This is a genomic window from Dyadobacter sp. LHD-138 (assembly GCF_030929615.1).
In the GTDB taxonomy this organism is placed as follows: domain Bacteria; phylum Bacteroidota; class Bacteroidia; order Cytophagales; family Spirosomataceae; genus Dyadobacter.
In genome coordinates this window covers 1-26,896 of record NZ_JAVFVU010000054.1, presented here as the reverse complement: position 1 = coordinate 26,896, position 26,896 = coordinate 1, and the positions used below count along the sequence as shown (strand labels likewise).

Below are 26,896 nucleotides of genomic sequence, written 5' to 3'. Positions count from 1 at the left end.
TCTGAACTAACAATTCAAAAGGCTAAATCCTTCCGCTCCGGAACTCTTTTTTGTAAATTATTAAGATAAAACCGGTACAAACCATTTATCGGCAGATGCAGACGACACATGACAACGATCATTTCGGTAACAAAACCTGGGTTTTCGATGTAGTTAAGTAACCGCCTAAAACGAACTGCAAGCTCAAATTCCTGTGCATAAAAGCATTTCCTGATAAATGTACGAATCCTGGCCGCCAACAGATCAAATTCTTCCTGATCCCGGTTAAGGTCATAGGCCTTGTTACACACGATATAGCAGGTTTCAAGCAACCGGTTGCCTTTTTTATAAATCTGTTTGCTTAACGAATCCGGCACATTTCGTTTCCATGTCAGCACTTTATCCAGATAAAAATACTTGTAATGCACCGAAGAACGTACCCAAAAATCAAAATCTTCAAAAAACAATGACTCGTCATAGCCCCCCATCTCTGTGAGCATTTTGGTGCGCATCATCATGGTGGGCGTGCATATAAAATAATTTTCAAGGACACTTTTATAAACGTCACCCGAAGGAATTATTTTATCGGCCTTATCCTCGTTATTTACGGAATAATGGTACGCTGCAAGGCGCCCGCCGGATTCCATATACCGGGCATTTGTAAAAACAACGCCATAGGTTTCATCCAGATTCTCGAAAGCCTCAACCTGAAGCTTTATCCGGTCCGGAAGCATCATGTCATCGCCGGCCAGGTCTATAATATATTTCCCCTCCGCCAAAGCCAGCCCCTGGTTAAATGCCTTACATAAACCCAGATTAGACGGGTTTTTAATCAGACAGAACGGCGAAACGTGCTGGTCTACTTTCTCAATTATCGACAGTGTGTTATCCGTACTTGCATTGTCAATGACAATAACCTGAACATGGGGATATGTTTGCGTGAAAATCGAATTTAAAGTTTCACTTACATATTTTCCATGGTTAAAGGCAGTCAGAACCACAGTCACCAAAGGTTTTTCAGTCTCTCTCATTGAATACCCGTTTGTATCGCTTCAACCTCATTTATATGACTTTATACGAACTTGTTTATCAAAAGTCACGAAATTAAAAGAAATTAAAAAGTATATCGACGGGTACTTAGTTTGCGGTAATTCAGGATCTCTCCGGAGTAACTTTCTTCCCTGCGGAAGCGATGCCTGCATTGACCTCAAAACCCAGAATCAGTAAAAAAGCCAGCAGATAAAACCAGATCATCAGGGCGATCATCGTGCCAATGGAGCCGTAAAGTTTGTTGTAAGAAGTAAATCTGGATAAATAAAACGAGAAGCCATAGGTGGATAATAAAATCAATACAGAAGAGATGATGGAACCCGTATTGACAAACGCATACCGGCCTCCTTTTGAGGGGGCAAACCGGTAAATGATCGAAATTGCCAGCATCAAGGCACCAAAACTGACGAGATATCGGGTAAAACTCAATGACGATACGATCCAGTTATCGTTGATAATATGCCACTCAGTAACAATACCTTTTACCGCGTCACCTACGATCAGCAGCACAATCAATAAAAACATGACCGCTACCAGTACAATGGTCAGCAACGTGGCAACACCTCTTGTTTCAAGAAATCCCCGGGTTTCCTCATCTTCGTAAACCATATCAAACGACCGCATCAGTGACAGCATCCCGTTGGTTGATGCCACCAGGGCAAAAATAAAACCCAGTGAAAGGACACTGTTACGTGGTCTGCTGATGATATCAGTGATGGTATTTTTTGCATCCTGATAGATCCCGCGCGGCATCAGCTCCCGTAAAACGCTCAGGATTTGCCCGTCAAGATTATCGATCGGAATGTAGGGAACCAGTGTAAATAAAAAGATAATGGCAGGAAAACAGGCAAGCGTCAGACTATATGCAACCGCGGAAGCGCGCTGATCAATATCGTAGCGGTGGTTATTTTTACGGATATTGGCCAGAATATCATACAAAGAAACCGACTCACGAAAAAGCATGGTGGTACGCAGCCATTCCACCAACCGTTTTACCTGATGGTTTTGCAGTAGTTTTTCAAGCATGGTACTTCTTTTAAATTACGATGTCTGAAAATATGGATTCAATTTCGCCAAAAGCTCTTCCGGCGCCACACAAAGTTTCGCGGTATCCCGCATTTGAAACACCAAAGTCGTTTCTCCTACATTCAAAAGAACATCGTCCTGATTCCTGATCTCATATTCAAAAACAACCCTCGTACGGGGCATATGCTTCAAAACAACCTTGATCGTTAGTTCGTCATCATAACGCGCCGGCTTCATATACCGGGAGCGATTTTCATAGACGGGCATCATTACGCCCGCCTCTTCCATTTCCCTATAACTAAATCCGACACTGCGCAACGCCTCTACACGGCCGATTTCATAATACCTTGCGTAATTTCCATAGTACACGTACCCCATCTGGTCCGTGTCCGCATACCGCACTCTTATCCCCTTAACTTCGTAGGTAAACATCTTCAATTAATTAGTGGAAGCCAAATCTGAAAAACTATTTCATGATTTTCCGCTTGTTCAATTCCGCCTGATACATTCTTGCATTATTCAAATGATCAGGATAGGTTTTTGCAAAGGCATGATAACCGGAAAAATCGGCTTTGGCACACATATACAAATAATCATGTTTATCGTAATTCAATACCGCGTCCAGCGAATTAAAATCGGCTACACGGATAGGTCCCGGAGGCAATCCTGTGTTAACATAGGTATTATAAGGCGATTTAACCCTTAACTGATCGTTCAATATTCTTTTGATCGCAAAATCCTGCAACGCAAATTTAATCGTCGGATCGGCCTGCAATGGCATCAGCGCATTCAGGCGGTTGATGTACATCCCGGCAACTTTCGGTCTTTCGTCCACTTTCTGAGCCTGTTCTTCCTCCACGATAGAAGCCAGAATGGATACCTGCACGGGTGTTAAACCGATTGTTTTCGCTTTCGCCACCTTTTCGTTACTCCAGTATTTTTTATATTCGCTGTGCATACGGTCCAGGAATTTTTCGGTTCCCGTTGTCCAGAAAATATCATAGGTATTCGGCAAAAACATCGAAACGATCGTCAGCGTGTCCAGCCCATATTTCTTGCAAACTTCCTCACTGTTCAAAGCCTCGCGAAATTTGGTCTCGCCAAATTCAAAGCGGCTCCCGATTCTTTTGATCAGATCTTCTTTTAATCTGATGTTGTTAAAAGTAAGTTTTACAGGATCCTGAGCGCCTGAAAGAAGTTTTTTGATCCCCGTGTAGTTTCCGGTTTCAGGTTTGATCACATAACGTCCCGGCTTAACATTTTCAGTGTATTTCAGCAATTTGGCTAAAAAACGAAAAGAGATGTTGTCGTTAATAACCTGATGTTTATCCAGAGAGTCAAGGACGGTTTGATACGTTGCACCCTCGGGAATCAACAGGGCAAAGCTCTCTTTTTTATCGACCTGCAAATTCGGTGTTTTGAATATCTGCCAAAAATAAAAGGTAAAAGTGGTGGTAAGAATTGCAATGACTAAGAACAATCCTACTTTAAAATTACGAGACATATTTTTATGGTTATCAGCTTTCGGCGGGGCCGCCCCGGCTGTGTTTTTTATTTTGATAAATTGATTTCAAATGGTATTCCAAATCTTTTGGCCAGTACATCTAATGATAAAACAACCGGTTCTAAAAGTTCAATACCTTCCACGCTGCGCAGCGCTTCCATTTCGCGTTCCGGATCTCCCGGAATAATAACCTGTTTCCCCGCAACAGCCCGCGCACCGCGGAAAGCACGGATCCACTTATCCATATCCTTCTTAAAATCATCGGCCGGACGGAATCCGTCAACCCGCATGGCGCCCAAAAAGTGGCCGGTACCCAGACCAACACCTTCATTGGCCGACATAAACCCTGCCGTCGCAAAAGGCGGAACCCACGGACCAAAGTTAGCACCGGAAAGTACGCCGGAAAAAATATCGACAATCGCACCTAATCCATATCCTTTATGACTTCCATGCTCACGGTCTGAACCGAGCGGTAAAAGTCCGCCGCCACTTTTCACCGCGTTGGAATCGGTCGTAGGATTTCCTTCTGCGTCCTGCGCCCAGCCCAGAGGAGCTAGCAAACCTTTTCTTTGTAAAATTTCAAACTTGCCATAGGCCACAGCGGTTGAGGCAAAATCAGCCACAAAGGCCGGTTCTTCCAAAGCCGGAACAGCTACTGCAACCGGATTCGTACCCAAAAGTTTATCCAGGGAAAAAGTCGGGGCAACAAGCGGAGCCGCATTGGTCATCGTCCAGCCAATCATATCTTTTTCCAAAGCAAGCATGGCATGATATCCGGCAATTCCGAAATGGTTTGAATTCCTTACGGAAACCCAGCCCGACCCAACTTTATCGGCTTTCTCCATCGCAATTTCCATCGCTCTGGGTGCCACAACCAGTCCCAGACCGCGATCGCCATCTACAACAGCTGTGCTCGGCGTTTCATAAACCACTTTTACCTCCGGTGCCGGATTTAACCTGCCGTTGTCATACAAACGCACATAACCCGCCAAACGGGCAATTCCGTGCGAATCCACACCCCTTAAATCAGCACTAATTAATACATTCGATGCCAAAGCCGCCTCTTCGGCCGGGCAACCTATCGCCAGAAATACCTCCTCAGTGAAATGCTTTAAATAATCAGCCTGGTACATATACGTTTACTAAATGAATTGCTTGAAATTTCTGAATGCCTTATAAAAATCGAACCTTTGCAGCATTTGAGGGTGCAAATATCTGCATTCAGGAGGCAGGTTACAATACTTCCGAACGAGGATCAATATTTTCTGAATAAAATGAACGTAAAAAACCCGGATATCATACCACAAATTTGAACTTTAAACCGCTAAAAACCGTAGTTTCAGTAGGTATTGAGAAGATTTGGTTTGCGAGAAAATAAAAATACTGTTTGATTAAATTTTTAATGGAAAAGAAAAATACTTTCCTGAAGCGCATACTAAGCTATTTTATCCGGGGTTTGGTTTTGGTGGCTCCCCTTTATGTCACCGTGATCATTATCTGGACCGGCGTCGAATTTCTGGACAACATTATCCCGATCAATATCCCTATATCCAACAATCAGACCGTTTATTTGCCGGGTCTGGGCGTCCTGATTATTCTGTTGGGCATCATCATGCTGGGGTTTGTTTTTTCTACCATTATCCCGCAGTCTTTTTTTAAATTTACCGAAAGCATCATGCGGCGGATCCCGCTGGTGAGCCTGATCTATTATTCGATCAAAGACCTTGTTCTTGCATTTGTCGGGGATAAAAAAAAATTCAATCAGCCGGTTCTGGTAACGATGTATAAAGAAACGGGGATCAAGAAAATCGGGTTTATAACCCAGACCGACCTGAGTCATCTGCACATTCACGACCATGTGGCTGTTTATATGCCGTTGTCCTATGCTCTTTCCGGTGAATTATTTATTGTCCCAACTGAAAACGTAACCATTCTGGAAGCTACTTCTACCGATGTGATGAAAATGCTGGTTTCAGGCGGGGTTTCTGTCAAGGTTCCACCACATGAGGAAATAACCGAAGAAGCCTGATCCCGGTCACGAAAGCGAAACAACAATGCAATCGTTTTACCCGTTTAAAGAATGATTCCCTATCTTTGAACCTTTCTATTTTCTTTATGAGACCAGTTCTGACATTACTACTTTTATTTTTTCTGGGGAATATCCCGGCATGGGCTCAAGATAATTACGACCCTAGAAAAGCACTTTCCAGCGAAGAACTGTTTCTTAAACAAGGCAATACCAACCGCGTAATTGGTGCTCCTGGCCAAAAATACCTGGTTTTGGATGCTTCCCCGAACCTTGGAGGCTTTCATCGCTATCGCTTTTTTCCGGGCGACAATATTAAATTCAGGATGAAAAACGAGAGCATCCGCTTCAACGAAACCATTGCCAGTGTTTCTGATTCTTCTTTCAGTATCGCCGTTATCAACGAAGCTTTGGGACAAATGACCTATCAGGAGATTCCATTGAAAGAAATTAGGTTGGTCAAGACCAGCAGACGCATTCCTTTCATTTCTCAGGCCGCTCCGCTGCTTCCGTTAGCCGGACTGATCTACATCGGTGCCGATTTTTTCAACAAAGGCGTTGATAATAAACGATATACAACGGACGCGTCCTCACTTATCGTGGGCGGAGCGTTTATGGTTACAGGATTAATCTGTTATAAACTGACTTTTTCCACACTGAAAATAAATGGCAAAAATAAGTTGAAAGTATTAGAAACTTATTAAAATTTAAAGGCTGTTATCCGGCTCTCTAAGGCTGGTTTTCGGCTCCAATTCTGAAATCTGAAATAAATAATACCGTGAAATCCATTCTTGTACATCCACCCCAACAAGCAATCCGCGCCGAAATAAAATTGGCAGCATCAAAAAGTGAATGCAACCGTGCCCTGATTATCAATGCGCTGACAGGTTTTAAAAGTGAGCTTTCCAACATCTCCGAAGCGCGTGATTCCCAAACCATGTTAAGATTGCTGCAATCCGAAGATGCTGTTGCGGATGTGATCGATGCGGGAACAACGATGCGTTTTCTGACGGCCTATTTTACAGTGACCAATCAGCATAAACTGATGACAGGAACGCCCCGTATGTGTGAGCGCCCGATCGGAATTCTTGTGGATGCGCTGCGTATTTTAGGTGCGGATATTGAATACAAAAATGTTACAGGCTATCCGCCGATGCAGTTAAACGGGTTTACTTATTCAGGAAAAAACGAATTGAATATCCGTGGCGATGTGAGCAGCCAGTATATCTCTGCCTTACTTTTGATCGCCCCTGCCCTGCCGGAAGGAATCACCATTAAGCTCGAAGGCGAAGTGGGATCCCGCCCCTATATCGAAATGACATTGAAACAAATGGAACATTTCGGCATCCAATATACAGCCGACTGGGAAACAAATATCCTGACCGTTGCGCCAGGCAGCTATCAGGCTCAGCCCTATGCCATCGAATCAGACTGGTCAGGTGCGAGTTACTGGTACAGCATTGTCGCTTTGGCGGAAGATGCGGAAGTGGAATTACTTGGTCTAAAACAGAATTCCCTGCAGGGCGACAGCGCCATTGTTGGCATCATGGCTCAGCTTGGTGTGGTAAGCACCTATACTGATCGTGGCGTACTTTTGAAAAAAATACCGGCGGCTGATGCCATCGCCTGGGATTTTACCAATTGCCCTGATCTTGCACAGACTGTTGCCGTATGCTGCGCCGTTAAAAATATTCACCTTACCCTTACGGGCATTGAGAGTTTAAAGATCAAGGAAACCGACCGCGTTTTTGCCCTTCAGGAAGAGCTTAAAAAACTGGGTGCGGAACTGAATGAAATTAAAAAAGATCAAAAATATGAAGTGGTGCGCAAGACCAATTGGCAAGCCACATCAACACCATCGATTTTCACCTATGACGACCACCGCATGGCCCTTGCTTTTGCCCCGGTTGGTATGGTTCAGGACATTATTATAGAGGAACCGGGCGTGGTTGTAAAATCTTATCCGGGTTACTGGAAAGATCTGGCCACGGTTACTACCTGGGAAGAAATGCAACTATCCTGACCTTAAAGGGGCCTATTCTACTATTATAAAATAGCGGAATAGGCCCCCAAACCTTCATCAATATCGCTTCGTTTTATGATGACTGCCATTAATTTTCTGTCTGCTGTTCCTGTCTGGGCCTACATACTGGTCATCCTTGTAATTTTTGCCCTTCGGGATATTTTACAGAAAAAACACACCATCCAGCATAACTTTCCACTTCTGGGACATTTACGGTACATGATCGAGCAAATCGGTCCTGAACTGCGTCAGTATATTGTGGCAAACAACCGGGAAGAACTGCCCTTTAACCGTCGTCAGCGCTCCTGGATCTATGCATCTTCAAAAAAAGAGAACAATTATCAAGGTTTTGGTTCTGACCAGAATATGAATGAAGCCGGTTTTGTTTTTATCAAACCTGCTTTACTACCGCATAAGCTCCCTTTAAATCACCCCCATCACGCGGCCAACGGCAAGGATCCAAATCATTATGCCCTGCCATGCGCCAAAGTGATCGGTGAATACCATAAACGCCGCCGCCCTTACAGACCTCATTCCGTCATCAATATCAGTGCGATGAGTTATGGTTCTTTATCCGCCAAAGCAATCGAATCGCTCAATAAAGGGTCTGTCCGGTTTGGGAATTATCACAATACCGGCGAAGGCGGTTTATCTCCGTACCACCGGTTTGGAGCCGATGTGGTTTTCAATATGGGTACTTCTTATTTCGGTGTGCGAGATGACGAAGGAAACTTCGTGATGGAAAAACTGGTCAAAATGACCCAGAACAATCCCTTTGTCAGGATGATCGAACTAAAATTGTCTCAGGGAGCCAAACCCGGAAAGGGCGGCGTACTTCCCGGCAGCAAGATCACAGCCGAAATTGCAGAGATTCGTCATGTTCCGATGGGAAAAGATGTGGTATCGCCCGCTTACCATAGTGCCTTCTCGGATGTAAAAGGAATGGTCGAGTTTATTGAACAAATGGCCGAAGCAACCGGATTACCCGTTGGCATCAAAGCGGCCATCGGCAAAACCGATATGTGGGAACAACTGGCTGACCTGATGGTTGAGACCGGCAAAGGTCCGGATTTTCTCACCATCGACGGTGGTGAAGGCGGAACCGGGGCTGCTCCCCCGTCTTTTGCCGATCACGTAGCGCTTCCCTGGGTTTATGGATTCAGCACAGTTTACAAAATATTCCAGAAAAGAAACCTTACGGATAAAATCACCTTCATTGCTTCCGGCAAACTGGGACTTCCGGCACAAGCGGTGATGGCCTTTTGCATGGGCGCCGACGTGATCAATGTGGCCAGAGAGGCGATGTTATCGATTGGCTGCATTCAGGCACAAACCTGCCATACAAACCGCTGCCCTACCGGTATTGCCACAAATAATAAATGGCTTGAATCCGGCATTGATCCTGCACTTAAAAGCGAACGTTTTCACAATTATATGAAAACACTTGCCAAGGAAATAATAGAAATCACGAACGCGGCCGGTTATGAACATCCCTGCCAGTTTGGAATGAATGACATCGACATTGCCATGGGAGACAACAACAAAACCCTTGCGCTGGCAGATAACTATGGTTATTTGAAAACACCTGTGCCCTACAAAAGCATTCAGGAATTGCTGGATTGCTCAAATTTAGGAGGAAAAAATGCGCCCGTGGAAAGTATTGCTTAAATTGGCAACACTTCGTATCAATGATGAGTAATATTTGATAGAGGTCGTTTCCACTCAAAGCTATGAAAAAATGAAATTCAGATTTTTACTTTTCGCATTTATTTCCTTCGGTTTTTCCTCAAATTTCTGTCTGGCGCAGACCAATCCCAGATATCTCATACTTTTCAAAGATAAAACCGGTTCGCCTTATTCCATTGGCAAACCGGCTGAATATCTTTCGGCAAAAGCGATTACGAGAAGAAGCAAGCAAAATATCGCCATAACAGAAAATGACTTTCCGGTTAATCCAGCCTACATTTCTGCCGTAAAACAAACCGGAGCCACAGTCATTTATTCGTCCCGCTGGTTTAATGGCTCACTGATAGAAGCCTCTGACGCACAACTGACAAGTATTAAAGCGTTATCTTTTTACAAAGGCATTGAGCAAAATCATGCGCTTGCCAATATCTCCAAACCATCGTCCGGGCTGGCAAGAACGGCCAATACTGAAACCACTGCATCCACCGAAGAAGACCTGGATTACGGCCTCATGCGTGAACAGCTTGCCTTAATGGGCACCGATGTGCTGCATAAAAAAGGTTTTCATGGCGAAAACATGCTGATTGCTATTTTGGATGCGGGTTTCAGCCGCGCCAACGAGCTGCAATTTCTGAAACCACTTTTTAATGAAAAACGGATTGTTGATACCCACGATTTTATCAGTCGCAACAGCAATGTTTATGACGATGATTCTCATGGCCTCCACGTGCTTTCAACCATTGCCGCAAATCAGCCCGGCACGATGATCGGGGCGGCTTACAAAGCCAATTTCGCCCTGTATCGTACGGAAAACGTCTTGATGGAAACACCCTACGAAGAAGTGACCTGGCTGGTGGCGGCAGAGCGCGCTGACAGTGCCGGTGTGGATGTGATCAATTCTTCGCTGGGTTATAATACTTTCGATGATGAATTTGATACCCCGGAATACAATTACACCTATGAAGATCTGGATGGCAAAACGACCATCATATCCCGCGCCGCAAGATTTGCTACGCGCAAGGGTATTCTGGTTGTCAATTCTGCCGGGAATGAAGGCAATAAGGCCTGGCATTACATTACAGCACCGGCGGATGTTGATTCTGTCCTGAGTGTCGGTGCAACAACACTAGATAAAAGTTATGCGGCTTTCAGCTCCGTGGGGCCCAACGCCATCGGGCAGATAAAACCGGATGTTTCAGCCGTTGGCTCAGGAACTGTTTTAGGGAATAGCGTTGGAACCGGTACCACGACGACCGGCAATGGCACGTCCTACTCTGCTCCGCTCATTGCAGGCTTATCGACAATTTTATGGCAGGCATATCCCAACCTGACCGCGCAGCAAATTATTCTTGCACTAAAAAAATCCGGCCACCAGGCATCTAATCCCGATAACAAACTCGGCTATGGCGTTCCAAGCATTCCGCTGGCCGAAGAAGTGATCAAAAATAATTTCCTGATTTTGGGTACCGAACCAGATATTCTGGACGCGATTATCCTTTCACCAAATCCGGTCCAAGACGATTTGACACTCACTTTTCCTGCGACTTTAACCGGGAAGAAATCAACCATCAGCTTGATCTCGCAAAACGGTGCCCTGCTATGGAAAAAACAAGTTGTACTTAACAATGTACTCGCCCTACCGACAAACACTTTAAGTACCGGCTTATATTTAATTAAGGTCGATTTGCTTAACCGCTTGAGGACTTTTAAATTTATAAAGCGCTAATTATTTCAATCTAATACATGCTTCAAATTATGAATTGAATTCATAATTTGAAGATGGTTATAACACCCTTTCAGGGTTGTGATCTGAATGTTTGCCCCATTTTCTACAATACGATCATCCCTTCGGGATTATCAATAAGTTCAAACAACTTCTTTGCCAATTTGGACATAAACCAACCTGCTGCTTTGACCAATTACAAATCATCCCCAATCCAAAAGATAACATTGCGTCATCATTCCTGGTGCTGATATGAGAATGAGACAATACCTAAACCATCTTCCGCACCATCCGCATCAGCGATTCCGAATCGTTGTGAAGTTTCACTTCTTCCATCGGTATCCAACGCACGTCTTTTGATTCGATATTAATCACCAGTTCCTCTTCTGGATTGGCTTCGAACAGCATACGGATATCGTAGTGATAATGGGCCGGATCTTTGCTATTGGCCGGTATCAAATGTACATCCACATCAAAAATCCCTTCCTGAGCCAGTTTGAAATGCCTGACACCGGTTTCTTCCTCAACTTCTTTGGCGGCTACATTGATAACATCAGCATCTCCGTCGCAATGCCCGCCCGGCTGAAACCAGCGGTCCAATTTCCGGTGATGCATCAGTAAAACCTGGCTTCTGTCTTCGGAAACCACCCAGCCCGAAGCCGTTACATGCCCAATTTGCAGCGTTCTTTCGAAGCAATCCGGATTGTCATTGACAAATTTTTTAGTTTCAAGATACATTTCCGTTTCCAGCGCGTCGGACGGAACGTAGGCATTGAGCAAAGAAAGTAAAGCGCTTCTTTTCATTTAGTAGGCTATCTGATTATTTCATTCTAATTTCACCACAAGTTTAACAGATCATTAAACAAACCGCATTATTAAAATGAAAAAGTATTTATTATCCTTCTCGTTTGCCATTATTGTTGCCGCAGCTTCCGTTGCCCAGCGCACTCCCCAGCCAAGCCCCGGATCGAGCATCATACAAACGGTAGGAATCTCGGATTTTACTGTCAAATACTCTCGCCCTGGTATCAAGGGAAGAAGTGTTTTTGGGGAAAATACGCCAATCGCCCCCGTTGGGCAACTTTGGCGTACGGGTGCCAACCAGTCGACAATCCTGGAATCATCAACCGATTTTACTTTTGGCGACAAAACTGTCCCGGCCGGGAAGTATGCTTTATTCTCAATCCCCAACAAGACAAAGTGGGTGGTTATTCTGAATAAAAATTTAACCGGCGGTACCGAGGGTTATAAGGACTCGGATGATGCGGCTAGAGTTGAAATAACACCATTATTTGGCGAGTTCAAGGAAACATTTGAAGTTAATTTTTCCAATGTCTCCGACAGCACAACACTTTTAAACATTGAATGGGGCTCCGTGACAGTACCGGTAAAACTTTCCGTGGCTACGCATGCATTAACCATCGCATCCCTGGACAAGGCGGTTCAGGACAAGCCGGAGGATGTTCAGACTTTACAAAGCGCAGCAGGGTATTTATTGCTAAAAAACCAGGATTTACCAAAGGCGCTGGCGTTGACGGACAAAGCAATTGGTCTTCAGGAAAACTGGTCAAATCAGTGGATCAAGGCACAGATTCTGAACAAACTGGGCAAAACAGCCGAAGCACTTCCAGCCGCTCAAAAAGCGATAACTTTGGGCACAGCAGCACCTGATGGCGCCTTCAATTTTTACAAAACGCAGATCGCGAAAAGTATCACCGAAATGCAGGCGAAAATTCCGGCAATCGATGTAAAAGCAAAAGGTAAAAAGAAGAAAAAATAATTAATAATAAGTAGTTATTGGCGATTAGCTCAGCAAGTGAATGATTAATAATTTATTATAAAAATCAATAATGTAAACTAATTTTCCACTACTACTTATATCAAAAAAGTAAATGGGCCGGTTCTTTAAAGAGTCGGCCCATCTGCTTTTTGAAATACTCAGTCTAACGAAAGAATCTGGGGACGCTCCAATGATTGCGAACCGCCAGTATTCTGATCACGATGATAACAAGCGCAGCCAGAATAAAGGAAATATTTCGTTCAGCGCCCACCTTATCCAAAATCAAATAGCAGCAGGCTCCAGCCAGACAGGCTGTTGCATAAACTTCCTTTCGGTAGATAATCGGGATCTCATTGTTCATCATATCTCTGACCACACCACCCATGATTGCCGTAAAAACACCCATAATGGCCGCGATTTCCGGTCGTACACCCAAATGAAGTGCCTTTTCAGTTCCGACAATCGTGAACAATGCAATACCACAGGTATCAAAGAGAAACAACGTTTTACGTAAACCGATCAGGTATTTATAGAAAATAAAAGTGGTGATAATCCCTGCCAATATGGCGTAAAGAATGGTTATATCACTAATCCATACCAACGGATAACTTCCCAGCAGGACGTCACGCATGGTTCCACCGCCGATCGAACAAAGAAAAGCGGTAAAACTTGCACCAAACCAATCCTGATGTTGTTCATCCTTGACGGAAAGAGCACCCGAAATTGCGAACGCAAAGGTTCCGGTAATCTCTAAAATATACTGGATGCTCATTTGCTTAATCCTTTATACGGCTACGGGAGCTTTAATACCTGGCCATGGATTATAGTTTTCAAGTTTAAAATCCTCGAATTCAAAATCGAAAACACTTTTCACACCCGGGTTCATAACCATTTGAGGCAAAGGACGAAGTGCCCGGCTCAACTGTAATTCTACCTGCTCCAAATGGTTGACATAAATATGGGTATCCCCGCCAGTCCAGACGAAATCGCCCAGATCCAGGTCGCATTCCTGTGCAATCATCATCGTAAGCAAAGCATAACTCGCAATGTTAAACGGCACGCCCAAAAATACGTCAGCACTTCGCTGATACAACTGACAGGATAATTTCCCTCTTGTCTCACCCGCTTCCAGGTCCGGCGGTGCTACATAAAACTGAAACAAAGCGTGACATGGCTGCAACTTCATCTGCGAAAGTTCAGAAGGATTCCATGCCGAAACGATGATACGGCGTGAATCCGGGCTGTTTTTCAACAGGTTAAGAATTTCTTTTAACTGATCAAAAGATTTTCCGTTTGCACCTTCCCAGCTCCTCCACTGTTTTCCGTACACGGGACCCAGGTCACCACGCTCGTCAGCCCACTCATTCCAGATGGAAACACCGTGGTCTTTCAGATATTTAATATTGGTATCACCTTTTAAAAACCATAACAGTTCATAAATGATCGACTTGGTGTGGACTTTCTTGGTTGTGACCAAAGGAAACCCTTCTTTCAGATTAAAACGCATCTGATAACCAAACACACTGATGGTACCCGTTCCGGTGCGGTCGGTTTTCCGTACTCCGTTTTCAAGAATATGACGAAGTAAATCGTGGTATTGCTGCATGCTTTTTTGTATTGTCCGGAGCATTTACACTCCTGATTGTTTATTCGTTATTTATGCCGACGCAATTTCAACACTGTGTGTTATGGTTGCCAATGCTTCCAGCTGTGCCGTAGCCGAGCAATATTTTTCCATGGAAAGTGCGATCGCACGGTCAATTTTTTTCTCGTCAAGATCATTCCCGGTAAACTTGAAAACCAGATGAATGTTACGGAACGGGCTGCGTTTCGTATCCTCTTCCTGCTGGCGGTCGCCTTCCGCAGTAACACGGAAATCGGTAATATCCTGCTTTTGTTTTTTAAGAATAAGCACCACGTCGATCGCACTGCAGCTTGCCAATCCCATCAACAATAGCTCCATTGGCCTTACACCAGCGTTATGTCCTCCGATTTCGGGAGAGCCGTCGGTATGTACTTTTACTTCTGACGATCCTGAGCCTTCAAAATGAAATGCATCATTCACGCGAACCAGTTCTACTTTCATAATTATTTTTATTGATTCTCTGCTGCTTAATCAGATTGTATGATCTGACGGATATTAGCTCTTAAAAGTGCAAATATACTTGATCCCTATCGAAACGGCTATTTACCTGAAAAATTTAAAATGAGCCCTTTACCTTGTATCTTCGTTTACTCAATGATTCCAATATCCGTTATGCATAGAACAAACTTTATACTGCTTTTCGTTTTCCTGTTGATCATATCTTGTAAAAGTGATAAAGACGAGGCAACGCCAAACCCAAGCAACAACCTAACAAACAATGATTTAACGGGAAATTACGATGGATATAAAACTCTAAATAAATCAACAACTGACTCGATCCTGGTGTCAATAAAAGTAGAAAAAAATACAGAAACAAAATTTACCGTAACTGAAATCACCCCGTTTGCGCATACCATCAGCATTGATATGTCGGGACTAAATTTCATTTACGATCGCGGGATTGGGGAAAAGGATTGCGGCGCAACACGGATGACCGGGAATGGTTATTTTAAAGGACGTAATTTATACTTCATTGAAACTACCAAATGCGTCAAAACAAATGCCCCGGATGAATATGTAGAGTATCGGGTTTCAAAAAAATAAAAGTCATTGAAAAACTAAACTGCCAAGACCATGTGGAAAGAAGAAGATGACAAATTAAAACGTACTTTCGTTTTTCGGGATTTCAAATCGGCCTTCGCCTTTATGACAAAAGTAGCGGGTGTAGCCGACCGGCTGGATCATCACCCCTGGTGGGCCAACACCTATAATAAAGTAGATTTTGAGCTATCAACCCACGATGCCGGCAACAAAGTAACAGACAAAGACAGACATTTGGCCGAATTCATTGACGCCATATACGCCGACATGGCGTAGGGGCAACCCTCGTGGTTGCCCAAAACCCCACAAAGCAGCAGAATACAATAAAACACAATCAATGAAACTTTACATAGTACCAACGCCAATTGGCAACCTTGAAGATATTACCCTTCGTGCGATCAATGTTTTAAAAAGCGTCGATGTTGTGCTTGCCGAAGACACACGTACCTCCGGCTCGCTACTGAAACACCTGGGTATCAGCAAACCCATGCACAGTTATCACATTCATAACGAACACCAAAGCATAACCCGGATCATTGAACGCATTCTGAAAGGCGAAACCATGGCCCTGGTATCCGATGCTGGAACCCCTGCCGTTTCCGACCCGGGTTTTTTGTTAGTCCGGGAATGTATAAAATACGGCATCACCATTGAATGTTTACCGGGACCAACGGCCTTCGTACCAGCACTGGTCAACTCCGGCCTCCCGAGCGACCGGTTTACATTTGAAGGCTTTTTACCCCATAAAAAAGGACGCCAGACACGTTTGCAAAATCTGGTCAATGAAGACCGGACCATGATTTTCTACGAATCTCCGCACCGGTTGTTAAAGGCACTGCAACAATTTTCGGAATATTTCGGCGCTGATCGGCAGGCCTGCGTTTCGAGGGAGCTCACTAAAATCTACGAGGAAAACGTTAGAGGTACAGTCCTGGAAATAATTACCTATTTTTCAGAAAAAACGATTAAAGGAGAAATCGTTATCATCGTTGCAGGCAAGACCGATGAAAAGAAAAAACAGGTTGATTATAGTGATGAGAATTAATATGATAAATCATTTGAAACCCTACCCTAATAAAATTACCGGAACGATGTTTTTAAAAGCTTTGCTTACGCCAAAACTTGCTGCCTTATTCTTTGTTCTGACATTTTTCAGCATTACCACCACCTTTGCACAGTTCCGGACTTTGAGCCCGCAGGCAAAGGCCAGTCTGGTGACCATTGGCCCGGGAGATGAACTCTATTCCGGTTTTGGCCACAGCGTTTTATGGATCTATGATCCGGTGAGCGGCTTGGATAATGCCTACAACTACGGAACGTTCAGCTTTGCCGAAGGAAATTTTTATGTCAAATTTCTTAGAGGCACGTTGCCCTACACGCTTTCCGTGGCTCCGCTTATGCAGCAAACACCATACTGGCAGGCTGAAAACCGGTCTATTAAAGAGCAGATCCTGAATCTTTCTCCAAGCCAAAAGCAGAAACTTTATGATGTGTTAGAAACCAATTATCTGCCTCAAAACAGAAAATATCAATATAAGTTCTTCTACGACAACTGTTCAACCCGTATGGTGGACGTGCTCAAAGCAGCCGTTGGTGATAGTTTACAATTTCCGGGTTATACCAAGGATACTTTAAGCTTTCGTCAGTGGATTGACCGGTATGCGTACAAACAAAAGCCATGGTCAGATTTTGGCATGGACTTGGCCATCGGCGCACCATCGGACGATATTGCCACGCCAGCCCAGGCGACATTTTTACCAGATAACCTGAGCAGCGCTTTTGATGATTCAAAGATCAAAGTCGGTAACCAGACACTGCCTCTGGTGGCATCTACCAGAGATCTTTTTGTGGCCGCACCGGTTGTAGGTTCCGACTGGCTGACGCCCAAAGTTTTCTTCTGGGCATTGGCGCTGCTTGTTTTGGCATATACCTATTACCAGACAAAAAAAGAGCTTATCAACTTTACATTCGATAAAATTCTTTTTACTATTGTCGGGTTGGTTGGCTGGTTAATTCTGGCACTTTGGTTTGGAACAAATCACGGTGTTACGACCTGGAATTATGATATTCTCTGGGCATTTCCGCTTTGGCTGCCGCTGATCTGGTATATTTCCAAAGACAAAAAACCGGTATGGTTTCAGTTTGTACTGATCCTTTACGCCGTGCTTGTAATGGCCGCCACCGCCAATCTAGCTAAACATAATCTTGTGGTTATCCCGATCCTGTTGCTGATCATTACCCGGATTTACTACATTAATAATTCACTTTCTAAAATCCCGCAAAAAGGATAGTATACGCATGGATCTGGAATTGCTGACAAAACAAACCATTGAAATTGTAAAACAGGCTTCTGCGTTTATTCAGCAGGAAGCCAAACTTTTTTCCCGAGATAAGATTGAATATAAAGACCTGAACAATCTGGTTTCTTACGTTGACAAGGAAGCGGAAAAATTGTTGGTTACAGGTTTAAGTAAAATATTACCCGAAGCCAGCTATATTACCGAAGAAGGTACAACCGGCCAGGAACCAGACCCGGAAGCACTTAACTGGATCATTGATCCATTGGACGGAACCACCAATTTTATTCACGGTATTCCTGTTTATTGTGTAAGCGTCGGTCTGGCGAGGGGCAAAGAATTGCTTGTAGGCGTGATCCATGAACCGAGTCTGGATGAGATTTTTTATGGCTGGAAAGGTGGTGGCGCATGGTGTAACGGTCGGCAGATACATGTTTCCAAAGTGCATTCTTTACAGGAAAGCCTGATCGCGACGGGTTTCCCTTATTATAAATTTGAAAAGCAGAAACGTTATATGTACATTCTCGAATTACTGATGCAAAAAACGCACGGTATCAGAAGAATGGGTGCGGCGGCGGTGGATCTGGCTTATGTGGCAGCCGGTCGATTTGATGGGTTTTATGAGTACAATCTGAACTCATGGGATATGGCAGCAGGCGTTCTTTTGATCAAAGAAGCTGGCGGAACGGTTACTGACTTTAACGGAGGAGACAATTATCTTTTCGGCGGTGATATCATTGCCGGCGCAGGCGGACACGCTGAACTCGTGGCAACCATCAAAGATAATTTCTGAAAAACAAAAGAATTGTCAAAATTCAGATAAGGGCTAAAATCCTGCATCATTCACTACTTCATAATGATATTAACCATGGAACTGGAACAACTACGATTTCCGATCGGAAGATTTACGCCGCAAGAAAGTTACACAGCTGCCGAAATAAAAACGAACATTCAGATTATCAGCGCACTGCCTTCTAAATTCATTAACCTTCTGGGTGGCTGGGACACAGAAAAATATAACACGCCCTACCGACCTGATGGCTGGACTGTAAGACAGTTGGTTCACCACGTCGCAGACAGCCACATGAACGCCTATACAAGGTTCCGGCTGGCCCTTACAGAGGACAATCCAATTATCAAACCTTACGAAGAAGCATTGTGGGCCGAGCTTCCGGATGCCAAAGAAGGCCCGGTAGAATTGTCTTTGCAGCTTTTGAGATACATTCACCTCCGCTGGGTGCTGCTGCTTAATTCGCTTAGTGAGGCGGATCTGGCGCGTACCTATACGCACCCTGCCAATAACAGCGTAAACCGTTTGGATGCCGTTATCGCAACTTATGCATGGCATAGTGAACACCACTACCAACACGCTTTTCAACTGGCAGCGAGGAACAATTGGCCGTCGTAAACTGTTTCGGTTATATGATACAGCAAATAATAGTACTGGTTCTTTTCTTATGTGCAGCCGGTTATATCGGCCGGAAGATCTGGAAATCGTTTGACAGCAACAGCGGCTGCGGAAAAGGCTGCGGATGCAGTACGGATAAGAAACTGGCTTAAAATAGTAAATGGCCGATTAACTGAAACACGAGATTTCAGTTAACCGGCCATTTGTCATTATTTTCTTACAGCGCTCCTGCTTTTATTTCCTCCACTACACCCGGATCAAGTAAGGTTGAGGTATCTCCCAAACTGTCCATTTCTCCTTCGGCAACTTTACGTAAAATACGGCGCATGATTTTTCCTGACCTTGTTTTTGGCAATCCTGCTACAAACTGAATTTTGTCCGGTTTCGCAATTGGACCAATCAGACGTGACACAGTCGCAGCGATATCTTTGCGCATCATTTCAGGATCATCCGGTTTACTTTCCGTGATGATATAAGCGTATATCCCCTGCCCTTTGATCTCGTGCGGATAACCCACAACGGCAGATTCCACGACACCCAGGTGCATGTTGATCGCATTTTCCACCTCGGCCGTACCAATTCTATGCCCTGAAACATTCATCACGTCATCCACACGACCGGTGATTCTGTAATTACCATCCTCATCACGCAAACAGCCGTCGCCGGTGAAATACATGCCCGGGTAGGTTGAGAAATAAGTTTGTTTGCAACGTTCGTGATCGCCATAAGTCGTTCTGATCATACCCGGCCACGGGAATTTTATGCAAAGATTCCCGCTGACATCATTTCCTTCGATGATCTCACCTTTTTCATCCACCAGCACCGGTTGAATACCAGGAAGCGGCAAAGTCGCATATGTCGGTTTTTCTGGCGTAACACCCGCAAGTGATGAAATCATGATACCGCCAGTTTCGGTTTGCCACCAGGTATCCACCAAAGGACACAGGCCTTTCCCGATGTTCTGCTTAAACCATTGCCATGCCTCTTCATTGATAGGCTCTCCAACCGAACCGAGTTTTTTCAAAGAAGACAAATCGTAATCTTTTACATACGACAAGCCAAAGCTCATCAAAGAGCGGATCGCCGTCGGTGCGGTATATAAAATGTTAACCTTATGTTTTGCTACAATCTGCCAGAAACGGCCGGCGTCCGGATAAGTCGGCACCCCTTCAAAAATCAATGAAGTAGCTCCGTAACAAAGCGGTCCGTAAACAATATAACTATGACCGGTGATCCAGCCGATATCCGCGGTACAAAAATGCACTTCGCCGGGCTCATACTGGAAAACGTTGGCAAACGTATGCGTTGCAAAAACCATGTATCCGGCAATGGTATGCACCACACCCTTTGGTTTTCCTGTTGACCCCGAAGTATAAAGAATGAAAAGTGTATCTTCCGCATCCATCGGTTCAGCCGGACATACAGAATCCACTGTCTTTTCTTCTTCCTCCCACCACAGATCCCTCCCTTTCAGCATGGAAACCGGTGTGCGGGTACGCGTCATGACGATCACGTTTTTAACTGTTTTGCATAAATCCAGCGCGTTATCGACCGTTTCTTTCATCGGGATCACTTTCGGGCCACGGTAAGAACCGTCCGAAGTAATCACCATTGTACATGCTGCATCATTGATACGATCTGCAATGGATTTGGCGGAGAATCCACCAAAAACCACCGAGTGAACCGCGCCGATACGGGCACAGGCAAGCACAGCGATCGTCAGCTCAGGCACCATCGGCAGGTATATACAAACCCTGTCACCCTTTTTTACGCCATGCTTTTTTAAAACATTGGCAAAACGGCAAACACGGTCATACAAAACGTTGTATGTGATGGTTACCGCCCGGTCGTCCGGATCATTTGGCTCCCAGATAATCGCAGGCTGATCCCCCTTGTCTGCAAGGTGCCGGTCAAGCGCATTTTCGGTAATATTCAGCACACCGCCTTCATACCATTTCACGCTTGCCTGGGAAAAATCCCCGCTTAAAACTTTTCTCCATGGTTTGCGCCATTGAAACTGTTGGCCAACTTCGGCCCAATAACCTTCGGGATCGTCCACACTTTGCTGGTAGGCAACCTGATACTCTTCAAAGGTTTTAATTCTCATGATTAAAAAGGTTAACTTAGGAAATTGCTATAATAACCGACAATTTATAATTTTCATTTGGTTCGTCCAACTTAAAACAAAACAGAATCTTTTTTCAGTATTCTATAAATAAACCCAGAATCGGCATATATAGCTCTGATTCAAAGGAATCTATATATTTGCGTGGTTATGAGGAATTTTTATAAATAAAAAAAGAGTACTTTCGGTTAAAAAAACAGGATTGCAAACCTGTTAATGATCCGAAGAAATGGACGAGAATACAACAAATAAGAATGTACCCGATATTGGTTTTACAGAATCAGAACTTGATTTTATACAAAAAAACAAGAACGAAGATGTAACCCGACTGGTTCTGAAATCTTCCGGATTTAAGGGACTGGACGTAAAAAAACTGGCCGCCCAAATTCTCTCCCGTCAGAAAGCATCAAAAAAATTACCGGAATGGTCCTCCGTTGAAAAACTGATTTTCCCACCCGCTTTGTCCGTGGAACAATGTTCCTCGGAGGCAACGGCAAAATATAAATCAACGTTGATCCATGGGAAAACCCTGATTGATATTACCGGCGGCATGGGCGTCGATTCTTACTACCTGAGCCGGAATTTTGACGAGGCACATTATTACGAACAACAGGAGGAAGTCGCTGAAACTGCCCGTTACAATTTTGCGTTGTTGAACGCAAAAAATATATTGGTTCACCACGACGATTCTATCGCCGCACTGGCAAAAACAAACGCGCAGGCAGACTGGATTTATGCGGATCCGGCCCGCAGAGATGCCAATAAGCAAAAAGTTGTCCTGCTTTCCGACTGCGCGCCGGATGTAAAATTTCACCTCCCTGAATTATTTAAACATGCTCCGAATGTTTTGCTGAAAACGTCTCCGCTGCTGGATATCGATCTGGCCGTTCAGGAGCTCAAAGCGGTTAAAGAAATTCATGTGATGGGTTATGAGCAGGAATGTAAAGAATTACTTTTCAGTCTGAACAAAGATTCATTTGATGACGAATTGCAGATCAAGGCGCGCGTCGTTGATTCCGAAGGGAATATCCTGCATCAGCTGGATTTCACACGCGCACAGGAACGGGATGCGGTAATGGAATTCAGTGAACCGCTTTCGTATTTGTATGAGCCCCATCCCGCGGTTTTGAAAGCAGGTGGTTTTAGATGTATTTGTCCCGCATTCCATGTAAAAAAACTGGCCGTTCACAGCCATTTGTATACCTCAAAAGATCCGGTTCCCAACTTCCCCGGCCGTTGTTTTGAGATCATTGCCGTTTGCAAACCCGATGCCCGGGAGATCGATAATTATGTAAAAGATAACAAGGCAAATCTGACGATAAGAAATTTTCCCGCAAAAATTGATGACCTGAGAAAAAAATGGCGTCTTAAAGATGGTGGTAATTTTTACCTCTTTGCGACTACGCTATCCAATCAGAAAAAGATCGTAGTGGTAACTAAAAAACTATAATCTTTCAATCAAAATAACATGAAACTTCACACTAATTCGTTTCTTTTCGCTGTTATCCTATCATTAACGGCGCTATCCCTTCGTGCGCAAAGTGTATCGCCCGGAAAACAAACCATTGATCAGCAGGAATATTTCGGACTGAACCTTAATCAGCATATCTCGGAAAAATATTTGAGCAAATACTGGGAATCTTATCTTGATAAATTCGGAAAAGTTAAGAGCAAACGTGGTGTATACACCATCGAAAAAGCATCTGTGCCATCCGTTTCACACACTCCTGTAAAAATTACAAGCCAGATTAACGCAGGAAAAGACCTGTCTCAGGTTTTCCTCGCCCTTTATGCGAATGGTCAGTACGTGACCAATGCCTCGGACGACGCCTATAAAAATGCGGAAAGTATCCTGAAAGATTTCGCGGACTATGCCCGTGTTCGTGAGGAAGCACGTGTTGCCGACGAAATTTTTGTCTCATCTGAAAAAAGCTATCAAAAGCAGACAAAGGAAAATGACAACATGGCTAAGGAAATCGAAAAGACGGAAAAAAAACTGACCGAGCTGCGGGCAGCATTGGAGAAAAAGAAACTCGAAGCAGGTAATTCCCTGATTGATTTGCAAAACAAGCAAAAGGCTTTGGAAACAGCCAAGGGCCGTATAAAATAACAGATTTCTGATCTAAAAAAATGTAAGCCTAAACCGGCTTGCTTTTTTCAGATCAGGTCAAATGCCCTGGCATATTGGGTAAAATCATAATGAGAGCTGATTGACAATTTCTTTTTGATATTCTTCCGGTGTGCATCCACGGTTGCGGAAGCGATGTGGAGTTCATCACCAATGTCCGGAGAACTTTTCCCGAGTGCTACCAGCTTTAAAATTTCCTTTTCACGTTTTCCGAGTGTCGAAAATTTTTGATAGTTATTCCTCAAAAACGTATTCTCTTCCAGCAGTTTTTCTGCCTTTAACGACAAATGCTTCATATCATCAATGGACGTTGCCGTCGTAATGGTCAGGATCGGCGCACCGGCCTCATTTTGCATAAAAAGCCGGGTAGCACTCATGTACCACACCCATTGGTCATGCGCGACAAGTTTTACCTGCTGTAAATACGTGATACTTTCATTCATATCATTTTCTGTGAGCAGCTTCTTTATTTTTGGGGCATAATCATCCCAGTCGTCAATATTGAAAAACCGCGCGCGATATTCCGCTTTCATTTCCCTGATTTCTTCGAGCGTAATCCCTAACAATTCCAAACCATGGGGGGACATATAAACCACAGAAAAATCTGTAATGCTATGAATGATGATGATTACCGGAAGCTGTTCCGCAATCCTGTCAATCGAATGAATACGATCATTGACCCTATTTTCAATAAGCTCGTCATCCATAGTTTAATAATTTGCGCTGAAATGAATAGGCTAAATTTATCAAAAACTTATGCCATACCCTCCGTTGTGAACAAAAGTTAACACAAAAAATTAGCGGACAGCCATTTACCGTCCGCTAACTGTCAAAATCAACAAATTCGATCTGCGTTATAAAAACGCTTCTTCGTATTCTTTTTCAGAAAAACCCAATGCTACGGCCTTTCCCGAAGCGTCTTCGATCAATGGCCTTTTGATCACCGAATTTTTAGCAATCATCAGATCGGATGCTGAGTTTCCATCAGTAACGGCAGCTTTCTCCGCATCTGACAATTGTTTCCAGGTCGTGCCTGCTTTATTAACCAGCTTTTCCCATGGATAATACTGAAACCAGCTGGATATTTTCTCGGCGGTTATGCCTTTCTTTTTGTAATCATGAAAAGTGTAAGGTATGCCCTTTTCATCGAGCCATGTCCTGGCCTTTTTCACCGTGTTGCAATTCGGGATTCCGTATACAGTAAACATAAATTTTGATACTTTCGGCCGCCAAACTTGCTCTGACGGCCATTTTACTAATGATTAATTTTAAGCTGAAATGACTTCTTCCTCTAAGACTTTGTCGGACATTTGCATTTTTTCATCGTCCAGCTCCCCTTCCCAACGTGCAATAACCGCGGTTGCAAGGCAGTTTCCTGTCACATTGACAGAAGTTCGGGCCATATCCATCAGTTCATCAATACCCATCAAAAGCAACACCGGCCACTCAGGCATACCGAAATTGGCAATCGCGCCAAGCAAAATCACCAGAGTCGCCCGAGGAATACCTGCTACGCCTTTACTGGTTAACATCAGTAAAAACACCATGGAAAGCTGCTGCCCGACTGACATTTCCGTCCCGGTGGCCTGCGCAACAAATACCGTTGCCAATGCCAGATACAACGTTGATCCGTCCAGATTAAAACTATAACCGGTCGGCATAACGAAGGAAACGATCTGACGGGGAACGCCAAACTTCTCCATTTTCTCCATCGCCTTAGGCAACGCAGATTCTGAACTCGTCGTAGCAAAGGCAATAGAAACCGGTTCAAAGATATTCTTGATAAATTTGATAATCGGGATTTTTGCGATCAGCATAACCGGCACAAACACCAGCAGCATAAAAGCCAGCAGCGCGCAATACAAAGTAGCCAGCATCATAGCCAGGTTTTTAAGCACATCAATACCCATATGTCCTACCGTCTCCGCAATAGCGGCGCCTACACCAACCGGAGCAAAAAGCATAATGATCTTTGTGAACTTGAACATTACCTCCGCAAGTGTTTCTATACCAGCCACAAATTTCTCCTTCTTTGCCGCCGGGATCATCGCCAGACTTATCCCAAAAAGAACGCTAAAAACAACAATCTGAAGAACCTCTCCGTGATAAACCGATTTCGCAAGGTTTTCAGGGAATGAATGTACGACAATATCCTGCCAGGTCTGGTCAGCAACTTTTGGTAAAGCGGCATTCAGATTAGCAGGAGGGATAATGCCCGCGCCCGGCTTAAACCAGTTGGCGAAAAACAAGCCTATTAACAATGCAAACGTTGTTACAACCTCAAAATAAAGCAAAGATTTCCATCCCATGCGCCCTACCTGTTTCAAATCCGAATGCCCGGCGATACCCGTTACCAACGTCGCAAAAAGAAGCGGCGCAATTACCGTTTTGATCATCTGAAGGAAAATCTGTCTCAAAAAATGAAGGCTAGTCCCCAATTCAGGAAAATCATAACCAATTTCCGTTCCCACCAGCATCGAAATCAGAATGGAAGTTGTCAGATTTCTTTTCAGGAAGGCATAGATGATGAGTCCTGCCAAAGCGGCCCACCGAAGTCCAACCAATACGTCAGTCGAAATCAGGAGAATGTGATAAGCATTAAGTACTGTGGCGAGCGCAGCAATGGTAATAAGAGCCAGATTTACAATGGTAATTTTGTTCTTCATACAAGAATTTTGGAGATGAGGTAACAGTTTGGATCAGTAAACTTAGCTAAATTCAGGTAAAGGGTTGCATGAATGTGTAGGTCAAATTAAACCTTTTACGAAATAAACTCTATACATTGGATGATTTTATTGAATATTTGCACTATTTTTTCTAGCTTTCTAAAAATAATCAATTGTTTCTCAACTTTTCAAACATCTACTGTTAATGGAATCCAGACTCATCCTTGAAAACGAATTAGAACCAATTTTTTTAGGAAAATTTCCTCCTTTTCCTGACAATGTCAAAGAACTTCTTGTCCAGTACGGACCCTATTTAATCCTCATTGGCGCCATTTTAGGCCTGCTGGGTTTATTAGCCGCATTTGGTATCGGCGGCGCAGCCATTGGTCTGGGACTTGCAGCTTACGGCAGCGGATTTAGTTTTTATGTAGGTATCGTCCTGGCAGCCGTCATGATGATTATGTACCTGATGGCATTTTCACCATTACGTGCCCGCAAAAAAGCAGGCTGGAACCTTATGTACTACGCACTATTATTAAGTTTGATCAGCAACCTGCTTCAACTGGCGATTCTTGCTGTGATTATCGGCGGCGTACTTGGCTTTTGGGTCTTGTTTCAAATCCGTGATAAATACGTAGCATAGTTTTATAGCTTTGGCAATATTTTTTCGAAGAGGCTGTCTCAAAAGGGCAGTCTCTTTTTTTGCGTATATAGTGTTGTTTATTTTTTCAGAATTGATTATCTTTAGTTATAAGCAAATCAGGAAAAATGGGCCGCAGACAACCTACT

At 44.0% G+C, this 26,896-nt stretch carries 29 protein-coding genes; 16 read left to right on the top strand and 13 right to left on the bottom strand.

The window, feature by feature from the left end:
- Positions 1-14 precede the first annotated feature (14 nt).
- The 5 genes from RB622_RS27705 to RB622_RS27685 form a co-directional block, all read right to left on the bottom strand.
- Positions 15-1,010, bottom strand: a complete 996-nt coding sequence (locus tag RB622_RS27705; RefSeq protein ID WP_308050058.1) for a glycosyltransferase — start codon at positions 1,008-1,010, stop codon at positions 15-17.
- Between the two features lie 121 nt (positions 1,011-1,131).
- Positions 1,132-2,055, bottom strand: coding sequence for a YihY/virulence factor BrkB family protein (locus RB622_RS27700; RefSeq protein WP_308050057.1), 924 nt, complete (start codon positions 2,053-2,055; stop codon positions 1,132-1,134).
- 15 nt (positions 2,056-2,070) lie between these two features.
- Positions 2,071-2,487: a thioesterase family protein gene (locus tag RB622_RS27695; protein WP_308050056.1), complete on the bottom strand. Its 417-nt coding sequence runs from the start codon at positions 2,485-2,487 to the stop codon at positions 2,071-2,073.
- Positions 2,488-2,521: 34 nt separating this feature from the next.
- Positions 2,522-3,559: an endolytic transglycosylase MltG gene (mltG, locus tag RB622_RS27690; protein ID WP_308050055.1), complete on the bottom strand. Its 1,038-nt coding sequence runs from the start codon at positions 3,557-3,559 to the stop codon at positions 2,522-2,524.
- A 47-nt stretch (positions 3,560-3,606) separates the two neighbouring features.
- On the bottom strand, positions 3,607-4,692 hold the full coding sequence (locus RB622_RS27685) for an Ldh family oxidoreductase (RefSeq protein WP_308050054.1): 1,086 nt from the start codon (positions 4,690-4,692) through the stop codon (positions 3,607-3,609).
- A gap of 269 nt (positions 4,693-4,961) precedes the next feature.
- Here RB622_RS27685 and RB622_RS27680 point away from each other — a divergent pair, with 269 nt between their 5' ends.
- The 5 genes from RB622_RS27680 (at position 4,962) to RB622_RS27660 (ending at position 11,020) form a co-directional block, all read left to right on the top strand.
- On the top strand, positions 4,962-5,588 hold the full coding sequence (locus RB622_RS27680) for a DUF502 domain-containing protein (protein WP_308050052.1): 627 nt from the start codon (positions 4,962-4,964) through the stop codon (positions 5,586-5,588).
- A gap of 86 nt (positions 5,589-5,674) precedes the next feature.
- Positions 5,675-6,289 carry a hypothetical protein gene (locus tag RB622_RS27675; RefSeq protein WP_308050051.1) on the top strand — a complete coding sequence of 205 codons (615 nt, stop codon included), beginning with the start codon at positions 5,675-5,677 and terminating at the stop codon, positions 6,287-6,289.
- 74 nt (positions 6,290-6,363) lie between these two features.
- Positions 6,364-7,608, top strand: coding sequence for a 3-phosphoshikimate 1-carboxyvinyltransferase (locus tag RB622_RS27670; RefSeq protein ID WP_308050050.1), 1,245 nt, complete (start codon positions 6,364-6,366; stop codon positions 7,606-7,608).
- 75 nt (positions 7,609-7,683) lie between these two features.
- Complete coding sequence (locus RB622_RS27665; protein ID WP_308050049.1) at positions 7,684-9,276, top strand: FMN-binding glutamate synthase family protein; 1,593 nt, start codon at positions 7,684-7,686, stop codon at positions 9,274-9,276.
- A gap of 70 nt (positions 9,277-9,346) precedes the next feature.
- Positions 9,347-11,020 (top strand): S8 family peptidase, encoded by a 1,674-nt coding sequence (locus RB622_RS27660; RefSeq protein ID WP_308050047.1) that lies wholly within the window; start codon positions 9,347-9,349, stop codon positions 11,018-11,020.
- A 267-nt stretch (positions 11,021-11,287) separates the two neighbouring features.
- Here the strand turns inward: RB622_RS27660 and RB622_RS27655 are convergent, their stop codons facing one another.
- Positions 11,288-11,821: an NUDIX hydrolase gene (locus RB622_RS27655; protein ID WP_308050046.1), complete on the bottom strand. Its 534-nt coding sequence runs from the start codon at positions 11,819-11,821 to the stop codon at positions 11,288-11,290.
- Positions 11,822-11,897: 76 nt separating this feature from the next.
- On the opposite strand from RB622_RS27655, the gene RB622_RS27650 reads away from it, so the two are divergent.
- Positions 11,898-12,797 carry a DUF2911 domain-containing protein gene (locus RB622_RS27650; RefSeq protein WP_308050045.1) on the top strand — a complete coding sequence of 300 codons (900 nt, stop codon included), beginning with the start codon at positions 11,898-11,900 and terminating at the stop codon, positions 12,795-12,797.
- Positions 12,798-12,960: 163 nt separating this feature from the next.
- Here the strand turns inward: RB622_RS27650 and RB622_RS27645 are convergent, their stop codons facing one another.
- Genes RB622_RS27645 through RB622_RS27635 form a run of 3 tightly spaced genes read right to left on the bottom strand, consistent with a single transcriptional unit; the run spans position 12,961 to position 14,883 of the window.
- Positions 12,961-13,569 carry a trimeric intracellular cation channel family protein gene (locus RB622_RS27645; protein ID WP_308050044.1) on the bottom strand — a complete coding sequence of 203 codons (609 nt, stop codon included), beginning with the start codon at positions 13,567-13,569 and terminating at the stop codon, positions 12,961-12,963.
- A gap of 12 nt (positions 13,570-13,581) precedes the next feature.
- Positions 13,582-14,403: a thymidylate synthase gene (locus RB622_RS27640; RefSeq protein ID WP_308050067.1), complete on the bottom strand. Its 822-nt coding sequence runs from the start codon at positions 14,401-14,403 to the stop codon at positions 13,582-13,584.
- 51 nt (positions 14,404-14,454) lie between these two features.
- Complete coding sequence (locus RB622_RS27635) at positions 14,455-14,883, bottom strand: OsmC family protein (protein ID WP_308050043.1); 429 nt, start codon at positions 14,881-14,883, stop codon at positions 14,455-14,457.
- A 171-nt stretch (positions 14,884-15,054) separates the two neighbouring features.
- Between RB622_RS27635 and RB622_RS27630 the strand changes: the two genes are divergently transcribed.
- From RB622_RS27630 to RB622_RS27600, 7 genes are all read left to right on the top strand, one after another.
- A complete protein-coding gene (locus RB622_RS27630; protein WP_308050042.1) occupies positions 15,055-15,486 on the top strand; it encodes a hypothetical protein in 432 nt (143 codons plus the stop codon).
- A 30-nt stretch (positions 15,487-15,516) separates the two neighbouring features.
- Positions 15,517-15,759 carry a 4a-hydroxytetrahydrobiopterin dehydratase gene (locus tag RB622_RS27625; RefSeq protein ID WP_308050041.1) on the top strand — a complete coding sequence of 81 codons (243 nt, stop codon included), beginning with the start codon at positions 15,517-15,519 and terminating at the stop codon, positions 15,757-15,759.
- Positions 15,760-15,820: 61 nt separating this feature from the next.
- Positions 15,821-16,528, top strand: coding sequence for a 16S rRNA (cytidine(1402)-2'-O)-methyltransferase (gene rsmI, locus RB622_RS27620; protein WP_308050040.1), 708 nt, complete (start codon positions 15,821-15,823; stop codon positions 16,526-16,528).
- A 13-nt stretch (positions 16,529-16,541) separates the two neighbouring features.
- A complete protein-coding gene (locus RB622_RS27615; protein ID WP_308050039.1) occupies positions 16,542-17,774 on the top strand; it encodes a DUF4105 domain-containing protein in 1,233 nt (410 codons plus the stop codon).
- A gap of 7 nt (positions 17,775-17,781) precedes the next feature.
- Positions 17,782-18,573, top strand: a complete 792-nt coding sequence (locus RB622_RS27610) for an inositol monophosphatase family protein (protein ID WP_308050038.1) — start codon at positions 17,782-17,784, stop codon at positions 18,571-18,573.
- Between the two features lie 75 nt (positions 18,574-18,648).
- Entirely contained in the window at positions 18,649-19,188 is a 540-nt protein-coding gene (locus RB622_RS27605) for a YfiT family bacillithiol transferase (protein ID WP_308050037.1), read from the top strand.
- Between the two features lie 14 nt (positions 19,189-19,202).
- Positions 19,203-19,340, top strand: a complete 138-nt coding sequence (locus RB622_RS27600; RefSeq protein ID WP_308050036.1) for a FeoB-associated Cys-rich membrane protein — start codon at positions 19,203-19,205, stop codon at positions 19,338-19,340.
- A gap of 65 nt (positions 19,341-19,405) precedes the next feature.
- Here the strand turns inward: RB622_RS27600 and acs are convergent, their stop codons facing one another.
- Positions 19,406-21,295: an acetate--CoA ligase gene (gene acs, locus RB622_RS27595; protein ID WP_308050035.1), complete on the bottom strand. Its 1,890-nt coding sequence runs from the start codon at positions 21,293-21,295 to the stop codon at positions 19,406-19,408.
- A 247-nt stretch (positions 21,296-21,542) separates the two neighbouring features.
- Between acs and RB622_RS27590 the strand changes: the two genes are divergently transcribed.
- Positions 21,543-22,763, top strand: a complete 1,221-nt coding sequence (locus RB622_RS27590) for a THUMP-like domain-containing protein (RefSeq protein ID WP_308050034.1) — start codon at positions 21,543-21,545, stop codon at positions 22,761-22,763.
- 18 nt (positions 22,764-22,781) lie between these two features.
- On the top strand, positions 22,782-23,423 hold the full coding sequence (locus RB622_RS27585) for a hypothetical protein (protein ID WP_308050033.1): 642 nt from the start codon (positions 22,782-22,784) through the stop codon (positions 23,421-23,423).
- 47 nt (positions 23,424-23,470) lie between these two features.
- On the opposite strand, the gene RB622_RS27580 is transcribed toward RB622_RS27585, so the two are convergent.
- The 3 genes from RB622_RS27580 to RB622_RS27570 all read right to left on the bottom strand — a co-directional run bounded on the left by RB622_RS27580 (position 23,471) and on the right by RB622_RS27570 (position 26,107).
- Entirely contained in the window at positions 23,471-24,148 is a 678-nt protein-coding gene (locus RB622_RS27580; protein ID WP_308050032.1) for a helix-turn-helix transcriptional regulator, read from the bottom strand.
- 147 nt (positions 24,149-24,295) lie between these two features.
- Positions 24,296-24,649, bottom strand: coding sequence for an ArsC family reductase (locus RB622_RS27575; protein ID WP_308050030.1), 354 nt, complete (start codon positions 24,647-24,649; stop codon positions 24,296-24,298).
- A 60-nt stretch (positions 24,650-24,709) separates the two neighbouring features.
- On the bottom strand, positions 24,710-26,107 hold the full coding sequence (locus RB622_RS27570) for a cation:dicarboxylate symporter family transporter (protein ID WP_308050029.1): 1,398 nt from the start codon (positions 26,105-26,107) through the stop codon (positions 24,710-24,712).
- A 205-nt stretch (positions 26,108-26,312) separates the two neighbouring features.
- Between RB622_RS27570 and RB622_RS27565 the strand changes: the two genes are divergently transcribed.
- On the top strand, positions 26,313-26,750 hold the full coding sequence (locus RB622_RS27565) for a hypothetical protein (protein ID WP_308050028.1): 438 nt from the start codon (positions 26,313-26,315) through the stop codon (positions 26,748-26,750).
- Positions 26,751-26,896: the final 146 nt, after the last annotated feature.